This is a genomic window from Streptomyces coryli (assembly GCF_011044975.1).
GTDB classification, from domain to species: domain Bacteria; phylum Actinomycetota; class Actinomycetes; order Streptomycetales; family Streptomycetaceae; genus Streptomyces; species Streptomyces coryli.
Genome location: NZ_JAAKZV010000208.1, coordinates 1 through 15,024, shown reverse-complemented (window position 1 = coordinate 15,024; position 15,024 = coordinate 1). Strand labels below are relative to the sequence as shown.

General features: G+C 70.9%; 14 protein-coding genes and 1 pseudogene. 8 read left to right on the top strand and 7 right to left on the bottom strand.

Translation table 11 applies throughout. The features are described 5' to 3' along the window. The coding region (locus G5C51_RS31945; protein WP_165242503.1) for a dihydrolipoamide acetyltransferase family protein at positions 1–979 on the top strand (979 nt) is incomplete at its 5' end. Positions 980–1,064: 85 nt separating this feature from the next. Here the strand turns inward: G5C51_RS31945 and G5C51_RS31940 are convergent. Then, complete coding sequence (locus G5C51_RS31940; protein WP_165242505.1) at positions 1,065–2,006, bottom strand: D-alanyl-D-alanine carboxypeptidase family protein; 942 nt, start codon at positions 2,004–2,006, stop codon at positions 1,065–1,067. 191 nt (positions 2,007–2,197) lie between these two features. Here G5C51_RS31940 and G5C51_RS31935 point away from each other — a divergent pair, with 191 nt between their 5' ends. Next, entirely contained in the window at positions 2,198–2,860 is a 663-nt protein-coding gene (locus tag G5C51_RS31935) for a GntR family transcriptional regulator (protein WP_165242501.1), read from the top strand. Beyond that, positions 2,857–4,167: an MFS transporter gene (locus G5C51_RS31930; protein WP_165242499.1), complete on the top strand. Its 1,311-nt coding sequence runs from the start codon at positions 2,857–2,859 to the stop codon at positions 4,165–4,167. Before G5C51_RS31935 ends, G5C51_RS31930 begins: the two co-directional genes overlap by 4 nt. A 115-nt stretch (positions 4,168–4,282) precedes the next feature. Here the strand turns inward: G5C51_RS31930 and G5C51_RS31925 are convergent. Next, a pseudogene (locus G5C51_RS31925) lies at positions 4,283–5,275 on the bottom strand (rod shape-determining protein); the annotation flags it as partial. Between the two features lie 127 nt (positions 5,276–5,402). Beyond that, complete coding sequence (locus tag G5C51_RS31920) at positions 5,403–6,227, bottom strand: maleylpyruvate isomerase family mycothiol-dependent enzyme (protein WP_165242495.1); 825 nt, start codon at positions 6,225–6,227, stop codon at positions 5,403–5,405. Positions 6,228–6,379: 152 nt separating this feature from the next. On the opposite strand from G5C51_RS31920, the gene G5C51_RS31915 reads away from it, so the two are divergent. The 3 genes from G5C51_RS31915 to G5C51_RS31905 are packed head-to-tail and all read left to right on the top strand — an operon-like array spanning position 6,380 to position 9,107. After that, entirely contained in the window at positions 6,380–7,156 is a 777-nt protein-coding gene (locus G5C51_RS31915; protein ID WP_165242493.1) for a nitrilase-related carbon-nitrogen hydrolase, read from the top strand. 42 nt (positions 7,157–7,198) lie between these two features. Next, positions 7,199–7,984, top strand: coding sequence for an RNA ligase family protein (locus G5C51_RS31910; protein ID WP_165242491.1), 786 nt, complete (start codon positions 7,199–7,201; stop codon positions 7,982–7,984). Beyond that, positions 7,971–9,107 carry an AAA family ATPase gene (locus G5C51_RS31905; protein WP_165242489.1) on the top strand — a complete coding sequence of 379 codons (1,137 nt, stop codon included), beginning with the start codon at positions 7,971–7,973 and terminating at the stop codon, positions 9,105–9,107. The genes G5C51_RS31910 and G5C51_RS31905 overlap by 14 nt, the downstream gene beginning before the upstream one ends. 33 nt (positions 9,108–9,140) lie before the next feature. Here the strand turns inward: G5C51_RS31905 and G5C51_RS31900 are convergent, their stop codons facing one another. The 3 genes from G5C51_RS31900 to G5C51_RS31890 all read right to left on the bottom strand — a co-directional run bounded on the left by G5C51_RS31900 (position 9,141) and on the right by G5C51_RS31890 (position 11,357). Further along, complete coding sequence (locus tag G5C51_RS31900) at positions 9,141–9,638, bottom strand: LURP-one-related/scramblase family protein (RefSeq protein ID WP_165242487.1); 498 nt, start codon at positions 9,636–9,638, stop codon at positions 9,141–9,143. A gap of 113 nt (positions 9,639–9,751) precedes the next feature. Next, positions 9,752–10,723 carry a pirin family protein gene (locus G5C51_RS31895; RefSeq protein WP_165242485.1) on the bottom strand — a complete coding sequence of 324 codons (972 nt, stop codon included), beginning with the start codon at positions 10,721–10,723 and terminating at the stop codon, positions 9,752–9,754. 205 nt (positions 10,724–10,928) lie between these two features. Then, positions 10,929–11,357 carry an SseB family protein gene (locus G5C51_RS31890; protein WP_165242483.1) on the bottom strand — a complete coding sequence of 143 codons (429 nt, stop codon included), beginning with the start codon at positions 11,355–11,357 and terminating at the stop codon, positions 10,929–10,931. Between the two features lie 116 nt (positions 11,358–11,473). Between G5C51_RS31890 and G5C51_RS31885 the strand changes: the two genes are divergently transcribed. Continuing rightward, positions 11,474–13,303 (top strand): acyl-CoA dehydrogenase, encoded by a 1,830-nt coding sequence (locus tag G5C51_RS31885; RefSeq protein WP_165242481.1) that lies wholly within the window; start codon positions 11,474–11,476, stop codon positions 13,301–13,303. A gap of 155 nt (positions 13,304–13,458) precedes the next feature. Here G5C51_RS31885 and G5C51_RS31880 read toward each other — a convergent pair whose 3' ends face one another. After that, positions 13,459–14,244, bottom strand: a complete 786-nt coding sequence (locus G5C51_RS31880; RefSeq protein ID WP_165242479.1) for a metallophosphoesterase — start codon at positions 14,242–14,244, stop codon at positions 13,459–13,461. A 99-nt stretch (positions 14,245–14,343) separates the two neighbouring features. Between G5C51_RS31880 and G5C51_RS31875 the strand changes: the two genes are divergently transcribed. Further along, positions 14,344–15,003 (top strand): CGNR zinc finger domain-containing protein, encoded by a 660-nt coding sequence (locus tag G5C51_RS31875; RefSeq protein WP_338118377.1) that lies wholly within the window; start codon positions 14,344–14,346, stop codon positions 15,001–15,003. Positions 15,004–15,024: the final 21 nt, after the last annotated feature.

Here is a 15,024-nt window from a genome sequence, read left to right as displayed (position 1 = left end):
GGGTGGGCCCGGGACGTTTACGGCGGCCGCCGACGCGACGGGCACCGCGCCTGCTCCTGCGGGCAGCGCCGCGGTCTCCGGCGAACGCCCGCTGGCGAAGCCGCCCGTACGCAAGCTGGCCAAGGATCTCGGCGTCGACCTGACCACCGTGGTGCCCACCGGCGAGGGCGGCGTCATCACCCGCGAGGACGTGCACGCAGCGGCGGCCCCGGCCCCCGCGCCTGCGGCGGCAGCCGCCCCCGCCGCGCAGCCGCAGCCCGCCGCCATCCCGGCGACAGGACGGGAAACCCGGATTCCGGTGAAGGGTGTCCGCAAGGCCACCGCCAACGCGATGGTGCACAGCGCGTTCACCGCGCCGCACGTCACCGAGTTCGTGACGGTGGACGTCACCCGCACCATGAAGCTCGTCCAGGAGCTCAAGCAGGACCCGGACATGGCGGGCCTGCGGGTGAATCCGCTGCTGCTCGTCATGAAGGCGTTCCTGGTCGCCATCCGCCGCCACCCGGAGGTCAACGCGGCCTGGGACGAGGCGAACCAGGAGATCGTCCACAAGCACTACGTGAACCTGGGCATCGCCGCCGCGACGCCGCGGGGCCTCATCGTCCCGAACATCAAGGACGCGGACGCCATGACGCTGCCGGAGCTGGCGGCAGCGCTGGGCGACCTGGTGGGCACGGCCCGCGAGGGCAAGACCACCCCCGAGGCGATGCAGAACGGCACGGTGACGATCACCAACGTCGGCGTCTTCGGCGTCGACACCGGCACGCCGATCCTCAACCCCGGCGAATCCGCGATCCTGGCCTTCGGCCAGATCAAGCTCCAGCCCTGGGTCCACAAGGGCAAGATCAAGCCCCGCCACGTCACGACGCTGGCGCTCTCCTTCGACCACCGCCTGGTCGACGGCGAACTGGGCTCGAAGGTGCTGGCCGACATCGCCGGGGTGCTGGAGCACCCGAAGCGGCTGATCACCTGGACGTAACGGCCTGCGGCCGGGCGAACGCGAAGACGGGCGGTCCCGAGAGGGACCGCCCGTCGTCACATTTTCCCCGACCGCGGCGAAGCCGCTAGTCGCGCTGTGCGCCCTCCGGCAGCTTGCGCAGCTTCATGGTGGACGCCGTGCTCGATCCGAAGCCGTAGTCGAGGATCTTCGCGGCGCTGGTATAGCGGTTGGCGTCGTTCAGGATGACGCCGACGACCGACTTGTCGCCGCGGACGGCGGCGAAGACCAGGCACGGCCCAGCGGCCGTACCCGTGCCGGTCTTGATGCCGATGGCGCCGCTGTACGAGCCCAGCAGCTGGTTGGTGTTGTACCAGGTGTAGACGCGCGTGGCGCCGGTCGAGGTCTTGGCGTTGCGCACCGTCTTGGTGGACTTCACCACCTTCTGGAAGGTGGTGTCCTTGATCGCGTACGCGGCCAGCTTCGACAGGTCCTTCGGCGTCGTGTAGTTGTCGCCGGCCTGCGAGATGCCGTCGAAGGAGTCGAACTTCGTGTTCGTCATGCCGAGGTCGGCGGCCTTCTTGTTCATCTTCCCGATGAACGACTTGGTGCGCGCCGCGATCGTCGAGCCGCTGCCGAAGGTGTCCGCGAGCGCGTACGCCGCGTCGCAGCCGGACGGCAGCATCATGGCGTAGAGCAGCTGGCGCACGGTGACCTTGTCGCCCTTGCGCAGGCCCGCGGTGGACGCGCCCTCGCGGGTCACGTAGTCGCGGTAGGTCTGCTTGACCGTGACCCAGCGGTCCAGGTCGAGGCTGCTCGACTTCAGTACCACGGCGGCCGTCATCACCTTGGTGGTGGAGGCCATCTGCCGCTTGGTGTTGTCGGCCTTGCCGAACATCTTGGCGCCGCTCTTCGCGTCCATCAGGTACGCGCCCTTGGCGGTCACCGTCGGCGGCGGGGTGGCGCCCTGTGCGGGCCAGGCCAGTGTCCCCGCGGTGGCGAGCGCGGCGGTCGTGAGCGCGACACCGGTGACTCTGCGGCCACGCTTCGTTTTGAGGGTGCTTCGTATCAAGGCTGATGCTCCGAGTTCGCGAGACGCTATGGCGTAAATGCGTCAAATCGGAACCTGAGGGGCGGGGTTCCAGCTGTCAGACCCACGACCATGCCACAGGGATGTACGAACCCAGGCACCGCGTTCGTAACAGTCCACATCGCGGACCCGCTCTCGTCACGCATACCTGTTGTATCTAAGCTGTGCGCATGCCTGCCCCAGCCCCTGCCCCGATCAAGCGCGCCCCCGCCGCCGAGCGGGTCTACGCCCACGTCAAAGAGGCCGTCCTGGACCGCCGTTACGAGGGCGGGATGCTGCTCACCGAGGGCGAGCTGGCCGAGGCCGTCGGCGTCAGCCGCACCCCCGTGCGCGAGGCGCTGCTGCGGCTGGAGGCCGAGGGGCTGCTGCGGCTCTACCCGAAGAAGGGCGCGCTGGTGCTGCCGGTCTCGGCGCAGGAGATCGCCGACGTGGTCGAGACCCGGCTGCTCGTCGAGGAGCACGCCACCCGGAAGGTCATGCCCGCGCCCGCCGCCCTCCTCGAGCGCCTCGAAGAGCTGCTCGACGAGCTGAAGGAGCATGTCGCCGCGGGCGAGCTCACCGCTGCCGTGAAGGCCGACCGCTGCTTCCACGCCGCCATCGTCAAGCACGCCGGCAACGACATCCTGGTCCGCCTCTACGACCAGCTGCGCGACCGCCAGCTGCGCATGGGCGTCGCGATGGTGCAGTCCGACCCGGGCCGGATGGAGATCACCATCCGGGAGCACGCCGAGATCCTCACCGCGCTGCGCGCCGGGGACGCCGACGCTGCCGTCGCCACCGTGCACCACCACGTCGCGGGCGTCCGCAGCCTGCTGCGCGGTGAGCCGCGATGACCGCGATATCGGAGGCCCCCGTCCGCCCCGGCGATCCGCCCGGCGGCCGCAAGGCCATCGCCGTCTGGGGCCTCGGCGTCGCGGTCTACTTCGTCGCCGTCACGTACCGGACCAGCCTCGGCGTCGCCGGCATCGACGCGCAGGAGCGCTTCGAGATCGGCGCCTCCGCGCTGTCCGCCTTCTCGATCCTGCAGCTGCTGGTCTACGCCGGCATGCAGATACCGGTCGGCCTGCTGGTCGACCGGCTCGGCACCCGCAAGGTGCTGTCGATCGGCATCGTCCTCTACACCCTCGGCCAGTTCGGCTTCGCGCTCTCCGAGTCGTACGGGACGGCGCTCGCCTCCCGCGCGCTGCTCGGCTGCGGTGACGCGATGACGTTCATCAGCGTGCTGCGGCTCGGCTCCCGCTGGTTCCCCGCCAAGCGCGGCCCGCTGGTCGCACAGGTCGCCGGGCTCATCGGCATGGCGGGCAACCTGGTCTCCACCCTGGTCCTCGCCCGGGTACTGCAGATCTTCGGCTGGACCCCGACCTTCGCGGGCAGCGCGGTGGCCGGCGCGTTGATGCTCGTCCTGGTGCTGCTCTTCCTGCGCGACCACCCGAAGGGTTACGAGCCCAAGCCGGACCCCACCGTCCCCGCGGGGCGCGGCTTCATCCGCCGGCAGATCGCCGAGACCTGGCGGGAGCCGGGCACCAAGCTGGGCTTCTGGGTGCACTTCACCACCCAGTTCCCCGCGATGGTCTTCCTGCTCCTGTGGGGCCTGCCCTTCCTCGTCGAAGCGCAGGGCCTGTCCCGCGCCGCCGCCGGCGAGCTGCTCACCCTGATCGTGCTGTCCAACATGGCGGTCGGCCTGGTCTACGGCCAGACCGTCGCCCGGCACAACGCCGCCCGCGCCCCGCTCGCCCTCGGCACCGTCGGCGCCACCGCGGCCGCCTGGGGCGGCGTGCTGTCGTGGCCGGGGCAGGCGCCGCACTGGCTGCTGATCGTGCTGTGCGTCGTGCTCGGCGCCTGCGGCCCGGCCTCGATGATCGGCTTCGATTACGCCCGGCCCGCCAACCCGCCCGAGCGCCTCGGCACCGCCTCCGGCATCGTCAACATGGGCGGCTTCACCGCCTCGATGACCACGCTGCTCGCGGTCGGCATCCTCCTGGACGCCACCGGCGACAACTACCGGATCGCCTTCGCCACCGTCTTCGTGCTGGAGGGGATCGGGGTCAGCGCGATCCTGCGCCTTCGCGGTCGCGCCCAACGCCGAGAGCGCGAGCGGCTCGTTGCCAGCCGGATCGAGACCGTTCACGTTCCGGCATGACCTGCCCGCCGTCCTCGTCGTGGCCCAGCTGCTCCGGCAGCTCGTCGTACTCGAGCGCGTCCAGGGCGGGGGTCTGCGAGACCTCCTCGGGCGCGTAGTCGAAGCCGCCGGTGCCACCGTTGAGCAGCGCGCCCAGGCCCAGGATCGGGGCCACACCCGGGTGCTCGGCCACATGCACCGGGAGCCGGGCGGCCTCCCGCAGCATCGCCTCCAGGCCCGGCATCGCGGCGTTGCCGCCCGCGAGCATCACGCCGCGCTCGCCGACGTCCGCGACCAGGTCAGGCGGGCAGCGCCGGAGCACCGCGCGGATGCCGTCGAAGACCGCGAGCATCGGCGTGCACGCCGCCCGCTCCGCCTCCAGCGGGTCCGCGGTGACCGTACGGCGCAGGCCGGTGATCACGTCGCGGCCGTGCACCTCGGCGGTACGCTCCCCGGCCGCGACCGCGGCGCTGAGCCGCTCGTGCACGGACCGCGCCTTCTGGGCGCTCAGGAAGAGCCCGTGGTGGGTGCGGAAGTACTCCACCAGCGCCCGCTCCACCGCGTAGCCGCCGACGGGGATCTTCTCGGCCGCCACCACATTCCCCAGCGACAGCACCGCGACCTGCGTCATCGCCGCCCCGCAGACGGCGATCAGCGCGCCCTCGGCCTCGGCCACCGGCAGCCCGCAGCCGACCGCGCCCGCGATCAGCGTGTCCACCAGCAGCACCCGCCGCGCGCCGACGCCGGCGAGGGTGTCGATCACCGCGCGCTGGGCGAGCGGCTCGGCGTCGTGCGGCACGCAGGCGGCGGCGCGCAGCGACGGGTTGAAGCGCCAGGCCCGCCGGATCCGGTCGTCGACCAGATAGCGGAGCATGCGCTGGGCCATCTCGATGTCATTGATGCCGGCGGCGCCGACCGGCCGCACCACCCGGATGTGCGCGGGGGTGCGTCCCATCATCCGCTCGGCCTCGGTGCCCACGGCGAGCAAGGCGCCGGTGGCCCGGTTGATCGCGGCGTAGCTGGGCTCGTCGACCACAAGCCCTGAGCCCTTGATGTAGATACGGGTCCGGGCGGCGCCCATGTCGACGGCGACCGTGCATCGGCTGAGTTGTTCCAGGCTGATCGTCACATGCTCAGCGTGTGCGGATGCGCGCCGCCGCGCGCGGTGGGCGCTGCCGCCCGGATGAATGCGCGGGCCAGACGGGTGACGACACGTCAGCGGCTCCGGGCTGACGCGCCGTCAGAAAGGTATCGGGCTACGGCGTGACCGCGAAGTTCCGCAGGATCGCCGCCGCCAGCTTCTGGTCGCCCTCGACCTTCACCTGCTCCTCGACGGCCGCGACGGTGGTCCGCCCGGTGGCCAGCCGCAGATATGTCTCCCAGTTCGTGGACAGGGTCACCGCGGGGCCGAGCGAGACGCTGCCGTCGACGCTGCCGCGGCCGTCCTTGTCGACCCGGACCGTACGCATGAAGTCCAGCGCGCCCGTGACGTCCACGACGACCACCGTCTCCGGCGCCGCCTGGGCGTCCTTGGCGACGACCTTCGCCAGCCGCTCCACCAGCAGGTCGCGGGCGACCAGCGCGCCCGCCGAGTCCAGATTCCCCGGCTTGCCGAGCGCCCGGCGCAGATCCTGCTCGTGCACCCAGACGTCGAAGGCGCGGTCGCGCAGATAGTCCTCGATCCGGACCTGCCGCCCGAGCGGCCCGCGCACCTTGTCGTCGGGGCCGCGGTTCTCGTTGCGCAGCTGCCGGCCGCGGCGGATCAGCACATACTCCAGCTCGGAGGTCATCTCCGGCCCGGTGTGGTGGCGCCGTATGTCCACCTGGACTTCCATGTACCGCTGCCACTCGGTCTTGACGTGGTACAGGTCCACCGGGAGCGTGTGGATCGGCCGCGGATCACCGAGGCCCTCGCACTCCATCCCGATGATGTGGGAGACGACGTCCTTGACCGACCAGCCCGGCAGCCCGCTCGCTCTGTGCCACTCGCCATCCGCGAGGGGGGACACAAGCTCGGATATCGCCGTGGTGGCGTGGGTCCAGGCATCGACGTACGGCTGCAGGGAAGAGTGGACGGTCACGGAACCCCTCGGGCATTCGTTTCACGGGCAACACAGCGTTCGCGGGTTGCACAGATGGGTCTAAGTTACGCTGCGGCCGGGCAGCCCGGCAGTGCTTTCGGGTGACGATTAGAGGTCCGTAGACCGGGCCTTGACGGCAGGACGGTGATAGTGTGCGCGCCTCGCTCATCCAGATCGGTGTGGACCCGGACGAAACCCCTGAATCGCGTCGTGCACGAGCAGGAGCGCTGGTACGGGCGCACGCGGGCGCGGACCTGATCGTGCTCCCCGAGCTTTGGCCAATGGGAGCCTTCGCGTACGACCTCTTCGCCCCGGAAGCGGAAGCCCTCGACGGCCCGACGGCCACGGCGATGGCGGCGGCCGCGCGGGACGCGGACGTATGGCTGCACGCGGGCTCGATCGTGGAGCGGACCGCGGACGGCGACCTCTACAACACCTCATTGGTCTTCGCCCCCGACGGCCAACTGGCCGCCACCTACCGCAAGATCCACCGCTTCGGCTTCGCGAAGGGCGAGAAGGAGCTGATGGAGGCGGGCGAGCAGCCGGTGACGCTGGCCGCGTTGGGCACCACGCTCGGCCTCGCCACCTGCTACGACCTGCGCTTCCCCGAGCTGTTCCGGCTGCTGGTCGACGGGGGCGCGCAGGTGCTGCTGCTCCCGGCCGGCTGGCCGGAGAAGCGGCGCGCGCACTGGACGGTGCTGGCGCAGGCCCGCGCGATCGAGTCCCAGGCGTACGTCCTGGCCTGCGGCACGGCGGGCACGCACGCGGGGGTGCCGCAGGCGGGGCACAGCATGATCATCGCGCCGGACGGCGAGATCCTGGCGGCCGCGGAGGATGCGGAGGAGCAGGTCATCACGGCGGACCTGGACCTGGCGGCGGTGGCGAAGTACCGCGAGTCCTTCCCGGCGCTGAAGGACCGGCAGCTGTAAATCGTTGGCCAGGGGCCCTCGTTCATCGCTACAAACGAGGGCATGCTGCGCAAGTACCCGCGCACCCCGCACCTGTCCGGCTCCCGGCTCCAGCCCGGTGACGAGGACCTGGACGCGGTGCCCTTCGCCGAGATAGCCGGCCGCCACCTGGTGGTGGAGGAGAAGCTCGACGGCGCCAACGCCGCCATCAGCTTCACCGCCGCCGGCGAGCTGCGGCTGCAGTCGCGCGGGCACTATCTGAGCGGCGGCCCGCGGGAGAAGCAGTTCGCGCAGCTGAAGGCCTGGGCGTCGGTGGTGCGGGAGCCGCTGTGGGAGCGGCTCGGCGACCGGTACGTGCTCTACGGCGAGTGGCTCTACGCCAAGCACACCGTCTTCTACGACGCGCTGCCGCACTACTTCTGCGAGTTCGACATCCTCGACCGGACCGATGACAGCTTCCTGTCGACGCCGGCCCGGCGCGAGCTCCTCGCCGGGGCGCCGGTGACGTCCGTACCGGTGCTGCACGAGGGCGCGGTGAAGCGGCCGCAGGAGATCACCGACCTGGTGGGTCCGTCCACGGCCCGTACGACCGGATGGCGCTCGGCGCTGACGGACGCCGCCCGCGAGGCCGGGCTCGACCCGGAGCGGGTGGCCGCCGAGACCGACCGCGCGGACGAGATGGAGGGGCTCTACCTCAAGATCGAGGAGGGCGGACGGACGACCGGCCGCCTGAAGTGGGTCCGGGCGTCCTTCCTGACCTCGATCCTCGACGCGGGCACCCACTGGCACGACCGCCCGATCCTGCCGAACCGGCTCGCGGACCCGGCGGTGATGTATGCGGGAGTTTGAGGACCTGTGCCCGGACGCCCCCGGCTGGACGGTGGACTGGGACGCGGTCGCCGCCGCCTTCCCCTGGATCCGCCGCCTCGAAGGCGTCCCGCAGGACGCCGTGCACCACGCCGAGGGCGACGTCGCCGTGCACACGCGGATGGCCGTCGAGGTGCTGTCCGCCCTGCCGGAGTGGCGCTCCCGTACGCGGGAGGACCGCGTCCGGCTCTTCGCCGCCGTCCTCCTCCACGACGCCGCCAAGCCGTACTGCACCCGCACCGACCCCGGCACCGGCCGCATCACCGCGCACGGGCACTCCCGCCGCGGCGACCTGCTCGCCCGCCGGCTGCTGTGGGAGCTGGGCGCCCCGGCGGCGTGGCGCGAGCACGTGGCCGCGCTGGTACGCCACCACCAGGTGCCGTTCTGGGGCCTGGAGCGCCCGCGCGACGACCTGCGCCGGATCGCGTACCGGGCGAGCCTGCTGGCGAGCAACGAGGACCTGGCGGTGCTCGCGACCGCAGACATCCTCGGCCGGGTCTGCGCGGACGCGGACGAGGTGCTGGAGAACATCGCGCTGTACCGCGAGTTCTGCGCGGAAGAGCGCTGTCTGACAGGGCCGCGCCCCTTCCCCTCCGACCACGCCCGCTTCACCTTCTTCCGCACCCCTGGCCGCGACCCGGACTACGCCGCGTACGACGACACCCGCGCCACGGTCACGGTCCTCTCCGGGCTGCCGGCCGTCGGCAAGGACCACTGGATCGCGGAACACCGCCCGGGCGTGCCCGTGGTCAGCCTCGACGCGCTGCGTACGGAACTGGGCGTGGCCCCGACGGACAACCAGGGCCCGGTGATCGCGGCCGCGCAGGAGGCGGCGCGGCGGCATCTGCGGGCGGGGGAGCCGTTCGTCTGGAACGCCACCAACATCAGCCGCGACCTGCGCCGCCAGTGCACGGGCCTGATCGCGGACTACCGCGGGCGGGTGCAGATCGTGGCCCTGGAGGCCCCGCCGGAGCAGCTCCGCGCCCGTAACGCCGGCCGCCGCGAACCGGTCCCGGCCGCGGCGGTCGAGCGGATGCTGCGCCGCTGGGAGGCCCCGGATCCGACCGAGGGCCACGAGGTGCGGTGGCTGGACACCAGCCTGTAGCTCCTCGTGGCCCTCGTGACCCCGGGTGGGTGATCAGTGGTCCTCGGTGCGTTCCCGCTCCGCTATTCGGTCGACGCAGATCGCGATGGCGATGAGCAGCGCCGGGTCGGCGTCCTGGTGGCGGACGTCGACGGCGTACGTGTCCCGCAGCCGGAACCATCTGCGGGAGATCCGGGCGAGCCGGACGCCCTCGTATTCGATGTCGAATTCCTTGTCGACGAAGTTGCCGATGACGTCGACCTGCTCACCGGTGGCCAGCTTCGCCACGAACCGCTCGCGGAGCAGCGTCAGCCGCTTCCGCTTCACGGTGCACAGCAGCTCCCCGTCGCGCTCGATGGTCATGGAGGGGCGCCAGCTCGCGAGCTTCTGCTTCACCAGGGCGGCGACGGCGCCGCCCGGATCCTGCAGCTCCAGGGTGTCGCGGAGCCGTCCCACCTTGCCGTCGATGTGAAAGGCCTTCGCGCCGTGCTCGTCCTCCACCCATGAGTCGTCGCCAATGCCGAAGAGCCGTTCACGTACGAGGTACTTCATTCCACTGAGTCTTATCCGTTCAGCGAAGCCTCGCACCGCTTGAGCCGCCGGGGGTGGCACCGGGTGCCTCGGACGACGTAAGACACGTTCTAGTGCCGGTTCTCCAGCCGGTTCTAGAGTCCGCCCTCGGACATGCCGTGCACGGCCGGGACGGTGCCGAGCCGGCCCTTCTGGAAGTCGTCGAAGGCCTGCTGCAGCTCGGCCCGGGTGTTCATGACGAACGGCCCGTAATGCGCCATCGGCTCCCGGATCGGCTGCCCGCCGAGGAGGACGACCTCGAGGTCGGGCGTGTGGGCGTCCTGGGTGGCGTCCGCCCGTACGGTCAGCGACGAGCCGGAGCCGAAGACGGCGGTCTGGCCGGTGTGCACGGGACGGCGGTCGGCGCCGACGCTGCCGCGGCCGGCGAGGACGTAGGCGAGGCCGTTGAAGTCCTCCCGCCACGGCAGCGTGATCTCCGCGCCGGGCGCGAGGGTGGCGTGCACCATCGTGATCGGGGTGTGGGTGATGCCGGGCCCTGCGTGCCCGTCGAGCTCGCCGGCGATGACGCGGAGCAGCGCGCCGCCGTCCGGGGAGGTGAGCAGCTGGACGGTGCCGCCGCGGATGTCCTGATAGCGCGGGGCCATCATCTTGTCCTTGGCCGGGAGGTTCACCCACAGCTGCAGCCCGTGGAAGAGCCCGCCGGAGGTGACGAGGTGCTCGGGCGGCGCCTCGATGTGGAGGAGGCCGCTGCCGGCGGTCATCCACTGGGTGTCGCCGTTGGTGATGGTGCCGCCGCCACCGTTGGAGTCCTGGTGGTCGAAGATCCCGTCGATGATGTACGTGACGGTCTCGAAGCCGCGGTGCGGGTGCCAGGGGGTGCCCTTGGGCTCGCCCGGCGCGTACTCCACCTCGCCCATCTGATCCATCATGATGAACGGATCCAGGTGCTGGTAGTTGATCCCGGCGAAGGCCCGGCGCACCGGAAAGCCCTCACCCTCGAAGCCGCTGGGCGCGGTGGTCACGGCCAGCACGGGACGCGCTTCGGCGTCCGCGGGGGCGGCGACGCGGGGCAGGGCCAGGGGGTTCTCGACGGTTACGGCAGGCATGACGGGCCTCCTCGGTAGTTCAACTCTCAAGGTAGTTGAACTCTCAACGGAAGGCAAGGCGAGCGCATTCCCCTGGCGGGGAGCCGGTGGGGTGCGCAACGCCGAAATCAAGCCTGCCCGGCGCTTGAGGGCAAGGCGCGCAGCGCCGACGGGGTCCGGGGCGGAGCCCCGGTGGGCAGCCCCGGCGCGAGTAGCCGACCGCAGGTCAGCCGTACATGCGGCGCATCGCGAAGTCGACCATCTCCTCGACCGCCTTCGCGTCCACCACCATGCGGTGCTCGCCCTCTATGTCGAGCACGAAGCCGTACCCGGTGGGCAGCAGGTCGATGACCTCGGCTCCGGTCACCGTGAAGTACTTCGACTCCTTGCCCGCGTACGAGCGCAGCTCCTTCAGCGAGCTGAAGAGCGGGATCACCGGCTGCTGGGTGTTGTGCAGCGCGAGGAAGCCGGGGTTGTCGCCGCGCGGGCAGTAGATCTTCGACGTGGCGAAGATCTGCTGGAAGTCCTCCGAGCTCATCGCGCCCGTGGTGAAGCCGCGCACGGCCTCGGCGAGCGAGGGCGGCGAGGGCTCGGGGTAGGCGGGCGGCTCCTGGTAGCCGGCGTACTGCCCCTGGTTCTGGTCGTAGCCGTACATGCCCTAGAGGGTAACGAGTCCCACAGGCACAGATGGCCGCCTTAGGGTTGCGCTTTATTACTGGCGGGTAGCATGATGATGGCGCTGATCCCCTGCCTGATATTCGGAGCTGTCGTATGGGCCACTACAAGTCGAATCTCCGGGACATCGAGTTCAACCTCTTCGAGGTGCTGGGCCGCGACGAGCTGTACGGCACCGGTCCCTTCGCGGAGATGGACGTCGAGACCGCCAAGAGCGTCCTCGCGGAGATCGCCCGCCTCGCGGAGAACGACCTCGCCGCGTCGTACACGGACGCAGACCGCAACCCCCCGGTCTTCGACCCCGAGACCCACACCGCCCCCGTGCCGGAGAGCTTCAAGAAGAGCTACAAGGCGTACATGGACGCCGAGTGGTGGCGGCTGGGCATCCCGGAGGCCATCGGCGGCACCACCGCCCCTTCGACCCTGATCTGGTCGTACGCGGAGATGGTGCTCGGCTCGAACCCGGCCGTCTGGATGTACGCGTCAGGCCCGGCCTTCGCCGGCGTGCTGCACACCGAGGGCACGGAGGAGCAGCAGAAGATCGCGAAGATCATGGTCGACCGCACCTGGGGCTCCACCATGGTGCTGACCGAGCCGGACGCCGGCTCGGACGTGGGCGCGGGCCGTACCAAGGCCGTCAAGCAGGAGGACGGCTCCTGGCACATCGACGGCGTGAAGCGCTTCATCACCTCCGGTGAGCACGACATGGAGGAGAACATCGTCCACTTCGTGCTGGCCCGCCCCGAGGGGCACGGCCCGGGCACGAAGGGCCTGTCGCTCTTCGTCGTCCCGAAGTACGACTTCGACTGGGAGACCGGCGAGCTCGGCGAGCGCAACGGCGCCTATGCCACCAACGTCGAGCACAAGATGGGCCTGAAGGCCTCCAACACGTGCGAGATGACCTTCGGCCAGAACGGCCGCCCGGCAAAGGGCTGGCTGCTGGGCGAGAAGCACGACGGCATCCGCCAGATGTTCAAGATCATCGAGTTCGCGCGGATGATGGTCGGCACGAAGGCGATCGCGACGCTGTCGACCGGGTACCTGAACGCCCTCGAGTACGCCAAGGAGCGCATCCAGGGCCCGGACCTGGCGCAGTTCACCGACAAGGCCGCGCCGCGGGTCTCGATCACCCACCACCCGGACGTGCGCCGCTCACTGATGACGCAGAAGGCGTACGCGGAGGGCATGCGGGCGCTGGTGCTGTACACGGCGTCCGTACAGGACACGATCCAGGTCAAGGAGTCCGCGGGCGAGGACGCTTCGGCCGAGCACGCGCTGAACGACCTGCTGCTCCCGATCGTGAAGGGCTACGGCTCGGAGAAGTCGTACGAGCAGCTGGCGCAGTCGCTGCAGACCTTCGGCGGGTCGGGCTATCTGCAGGAGTACCCGATCGAGCAGTACATCCGGGACGCCAAGATCGACACGCTCTACGAGGGCACCACGGCGATCCAGGGGCAGGACTACTTCTTCCGGAAGATCGTCCGTAACCAGGGCCAGGCGCTGACCTCGCTGAGCGAGGAGATCAAGAAGTTCCTGGCCCAGGAGACCGGCGGCGACCAGCTGGCGGGCGCCCGCGCCGAGCTGGCGAAGGCGGCGACGGAGCTGGAGGCCATGGTCGGCACGATGCTCGCCGACCTGGCGGCCACCGAGCAGGACGTGAAGTCCATCTACAAGGTGGGCCTGAACACGACCCGCCTGCTGCTGGCCTCGGGCGACGTCGTCATCGGCTACCTGCTGCTGCGCGGCGCCGCGGTGGCCGCGGAGAAGCTGCCGAGCGCCCCGGCCAAGGACGTGTCCTTCTACCAGGGCAAGCTCGCGGCGGCGAAGTTCTTCGCGGCGAACGTCCTCCCCGGCGTCGCGGTCGAGCGCGCCGCGGCAGAGAACATCGACCAGTCCCTGATGGAGCTGGACGAGGCGGCCTTCTGAGCCGCCTGACCAGCACCCGCTGACACCCCCAGTGGCCCGGGGGTGGAGCCCGGCACCGCTCCTCTGTGCGGCGGTGCCGGGCTCTTGGCGTGTGTGGGGGCTACGGCTCTGCGGCTCTGCGGCACTGCGCACTGCGGCTCTATGGCTCTACGGCTCTATGGCACGACGCGGAAGTGGGTGGTGATCCGGCGGTCGTCGTCGATGACGTGGAAGGCGAGGCCGGGCGGCAGGTCGCGGTCGACTGGGTGGTCGGCCTCCTGCCAGGGGAGGTTCAGGGTCGTGTGCACCCCTGGCGCCACGAGCAGCGGCCGTCCGGCGAACGTCGTGGCGGCGGGGGTGTGCGCATGCCCGACGAGTACGGCAAGCACCTGGGGCCGGTCCGCGATCAGGGCGGCGAGCTCGTCGCCGTTGCGGAGCATGATCCCGTCGATGTACGGGTGGTGCAGCCGCACCGGCGGGTGGTGGAAGGCGAGCAGGGCCGGGGTGTCAGGGCCGAGGGAGTCGAGGGAGTCCGAGATCCAGTCGAGCGTGGCGGGCTCGAGCAGGCCCTCGCCGCGGCCGGGGATGCTGGAGTCGCAGGCGAGGAGGGCCAGGTCGCCGATGTGGTGGAGGCTGTTGATGGGGGCCTCGCCGTCATTGTCGCTATCGCCACCATCGCGGCCATCGCCGCCATCGCCGTCTCCGAGCAGCACCTTGCGGTACGGCGCCCGCAGGTCATGGTTGCCCGGCGTCATGATGACCGGCTGCGCACCGGCGGCGAAGATGCGGGCGGCCTCCTCGTACTCGGCCGGCTCGGCCCGATGCGCAATGTCCCCGCTGACGAGCACCGCGTCCGGCTGCCGCGGCAGCGAACGGACGTAGTCCATGACCCGGGTGGCGCGCTCGGTCGCCCGGTCGGTGCCGTCTATGTGCGGGTCGCTGATGTGCGCGAGCAGGTGCATAACGATGGACCTCCTTCTAACGTTTAGCGTGGACTCTAACCGTTGGGAAAACTACTATGCATTCGCAGGGGGGTACAGGCAGGCATGGAGGGAGATCCGGTGAACCTGGCACTGCGGCTGACCCGCACCACCCGGCATGCGGACGGAGGCAGCGGCCGGACCGAGACGCTTACCAGCCCCGAGGCGCTGACGTCCTGGGCACGGGAACAGGCGGGGCTGCCTGGCTATGCGGCCAACCCGATCGCCCTCACCGAGGTGCTGGCGGTACGGGACGCGACGCGGGCACTGTTCGCGCAGGCGGTGGGGGGCAAACCCGGCCTCGCCCCCGCCGATGCAGCTGGGGTGCTCAACGCGGCCTCGGTACGGGTCCCGTTCACGCTCGAGCTGGAGCCCGACAGCGTGGCAGGGGAGCCGAAGCCGACAGCCCGCCGACGCGAGGCACCCCTCGGCACCACCGCCGGTTCCTCGGCCGGCCAGGCGTTCCCGGACCAGGCGTCCTCGGACCAGGCGTCCCCGGACCAGGCGTCCCCGGACCAGGCGTCCCCCGACCTCGCCGGCCTCGCCGCCCGCGCAGCCATCGACCTTCTGACCGGCCCGGACCGCTCCCGCCTACGGGCCTGCCCGGCGCCTCGCTGCGTGCAGTACTTCCTGAAGGACGCCCCCCGCCAGGAGTTCTGCAAGACGGCCTGCAGCAATCGCACCCGTGCCGCCCGCCACTACGCCCGCCACCGCAACGACTCAGCCCCCGCCGCCAACTGACGGCCGGCCGCCCAACCGCAC

What these genes read in the sequence shown, in the direction of transcription:
- G5C51_RS31890 (WP_165242483.1), bottom strand. Translation starts at nt 11,357, where the DNA reads ATGTACGGCTACGACCAGAACCAGGGGCAGTACGCCGGCTACCAGGAG.
- G5C51_RS31905 (WP_165242489.1), top strand. Translation starts at nt 7,971, where the DNA reads ATGCGGGAGTTTGAGGACCTGTGCCCGGACGCCCCCGGCTGGACGGTG.
- G5C51_RS31935 (WP_165242501.1), top strand. Translation starts at nt 2,198, where the DNA reads ATGCCTGCCCCAGCCCCTGCCCCGATCAAGCGCGCCCCCGCCGCCGAG.
- G5C51_RS31895 (WP_165242485.1), bottom strand. Translation starts at nt 10,723, where the DNA reads ATGCCTGCCGTAACCGTCGAGAACCCCCTGGCCCTGCCCCGCGTCGCC.
- G5C51_RS31885 (WP_165242481.1), top strand. Translation starts at nt 11,474, where the DNA reads ATGGGCCACTACAAGTCGAATCTCCGGGACATCGAGTTCAACCTCTTC.
- G5C51_RS31910 (WP_165242491.1), top strand. Translation starts at nt 7,199, where the DNA reads ATGCTGCGCAAGTACCCGCGCACCCCGCACCTGTCCGGCTCCCGGCTC.
- G5C51_RS31880 (WP_165242479.1), bottom strand. Translation starts at nt 14,244, where the DNA reads ATGCACCTGCTCGCGCACATCAGCGACCCGCACATAGACGGCACCGAC.
- G5C51_RS31930 (WP_165242499.1), top strand. Translation starts at nt 2,857, where the DNA reads ATGACCGCGATATCGGAGGCCCCCGTCCGCCCCGGCGATCCGCCCGGC.
- G5C51_RS31900 (WP_165242487.1), bottom strand. Translation starts at nt 9,638, where the DNA reads ATGAAGTACCTCGTACGTGAACGGCTCTTCGGCATTGGCGACGACTCA.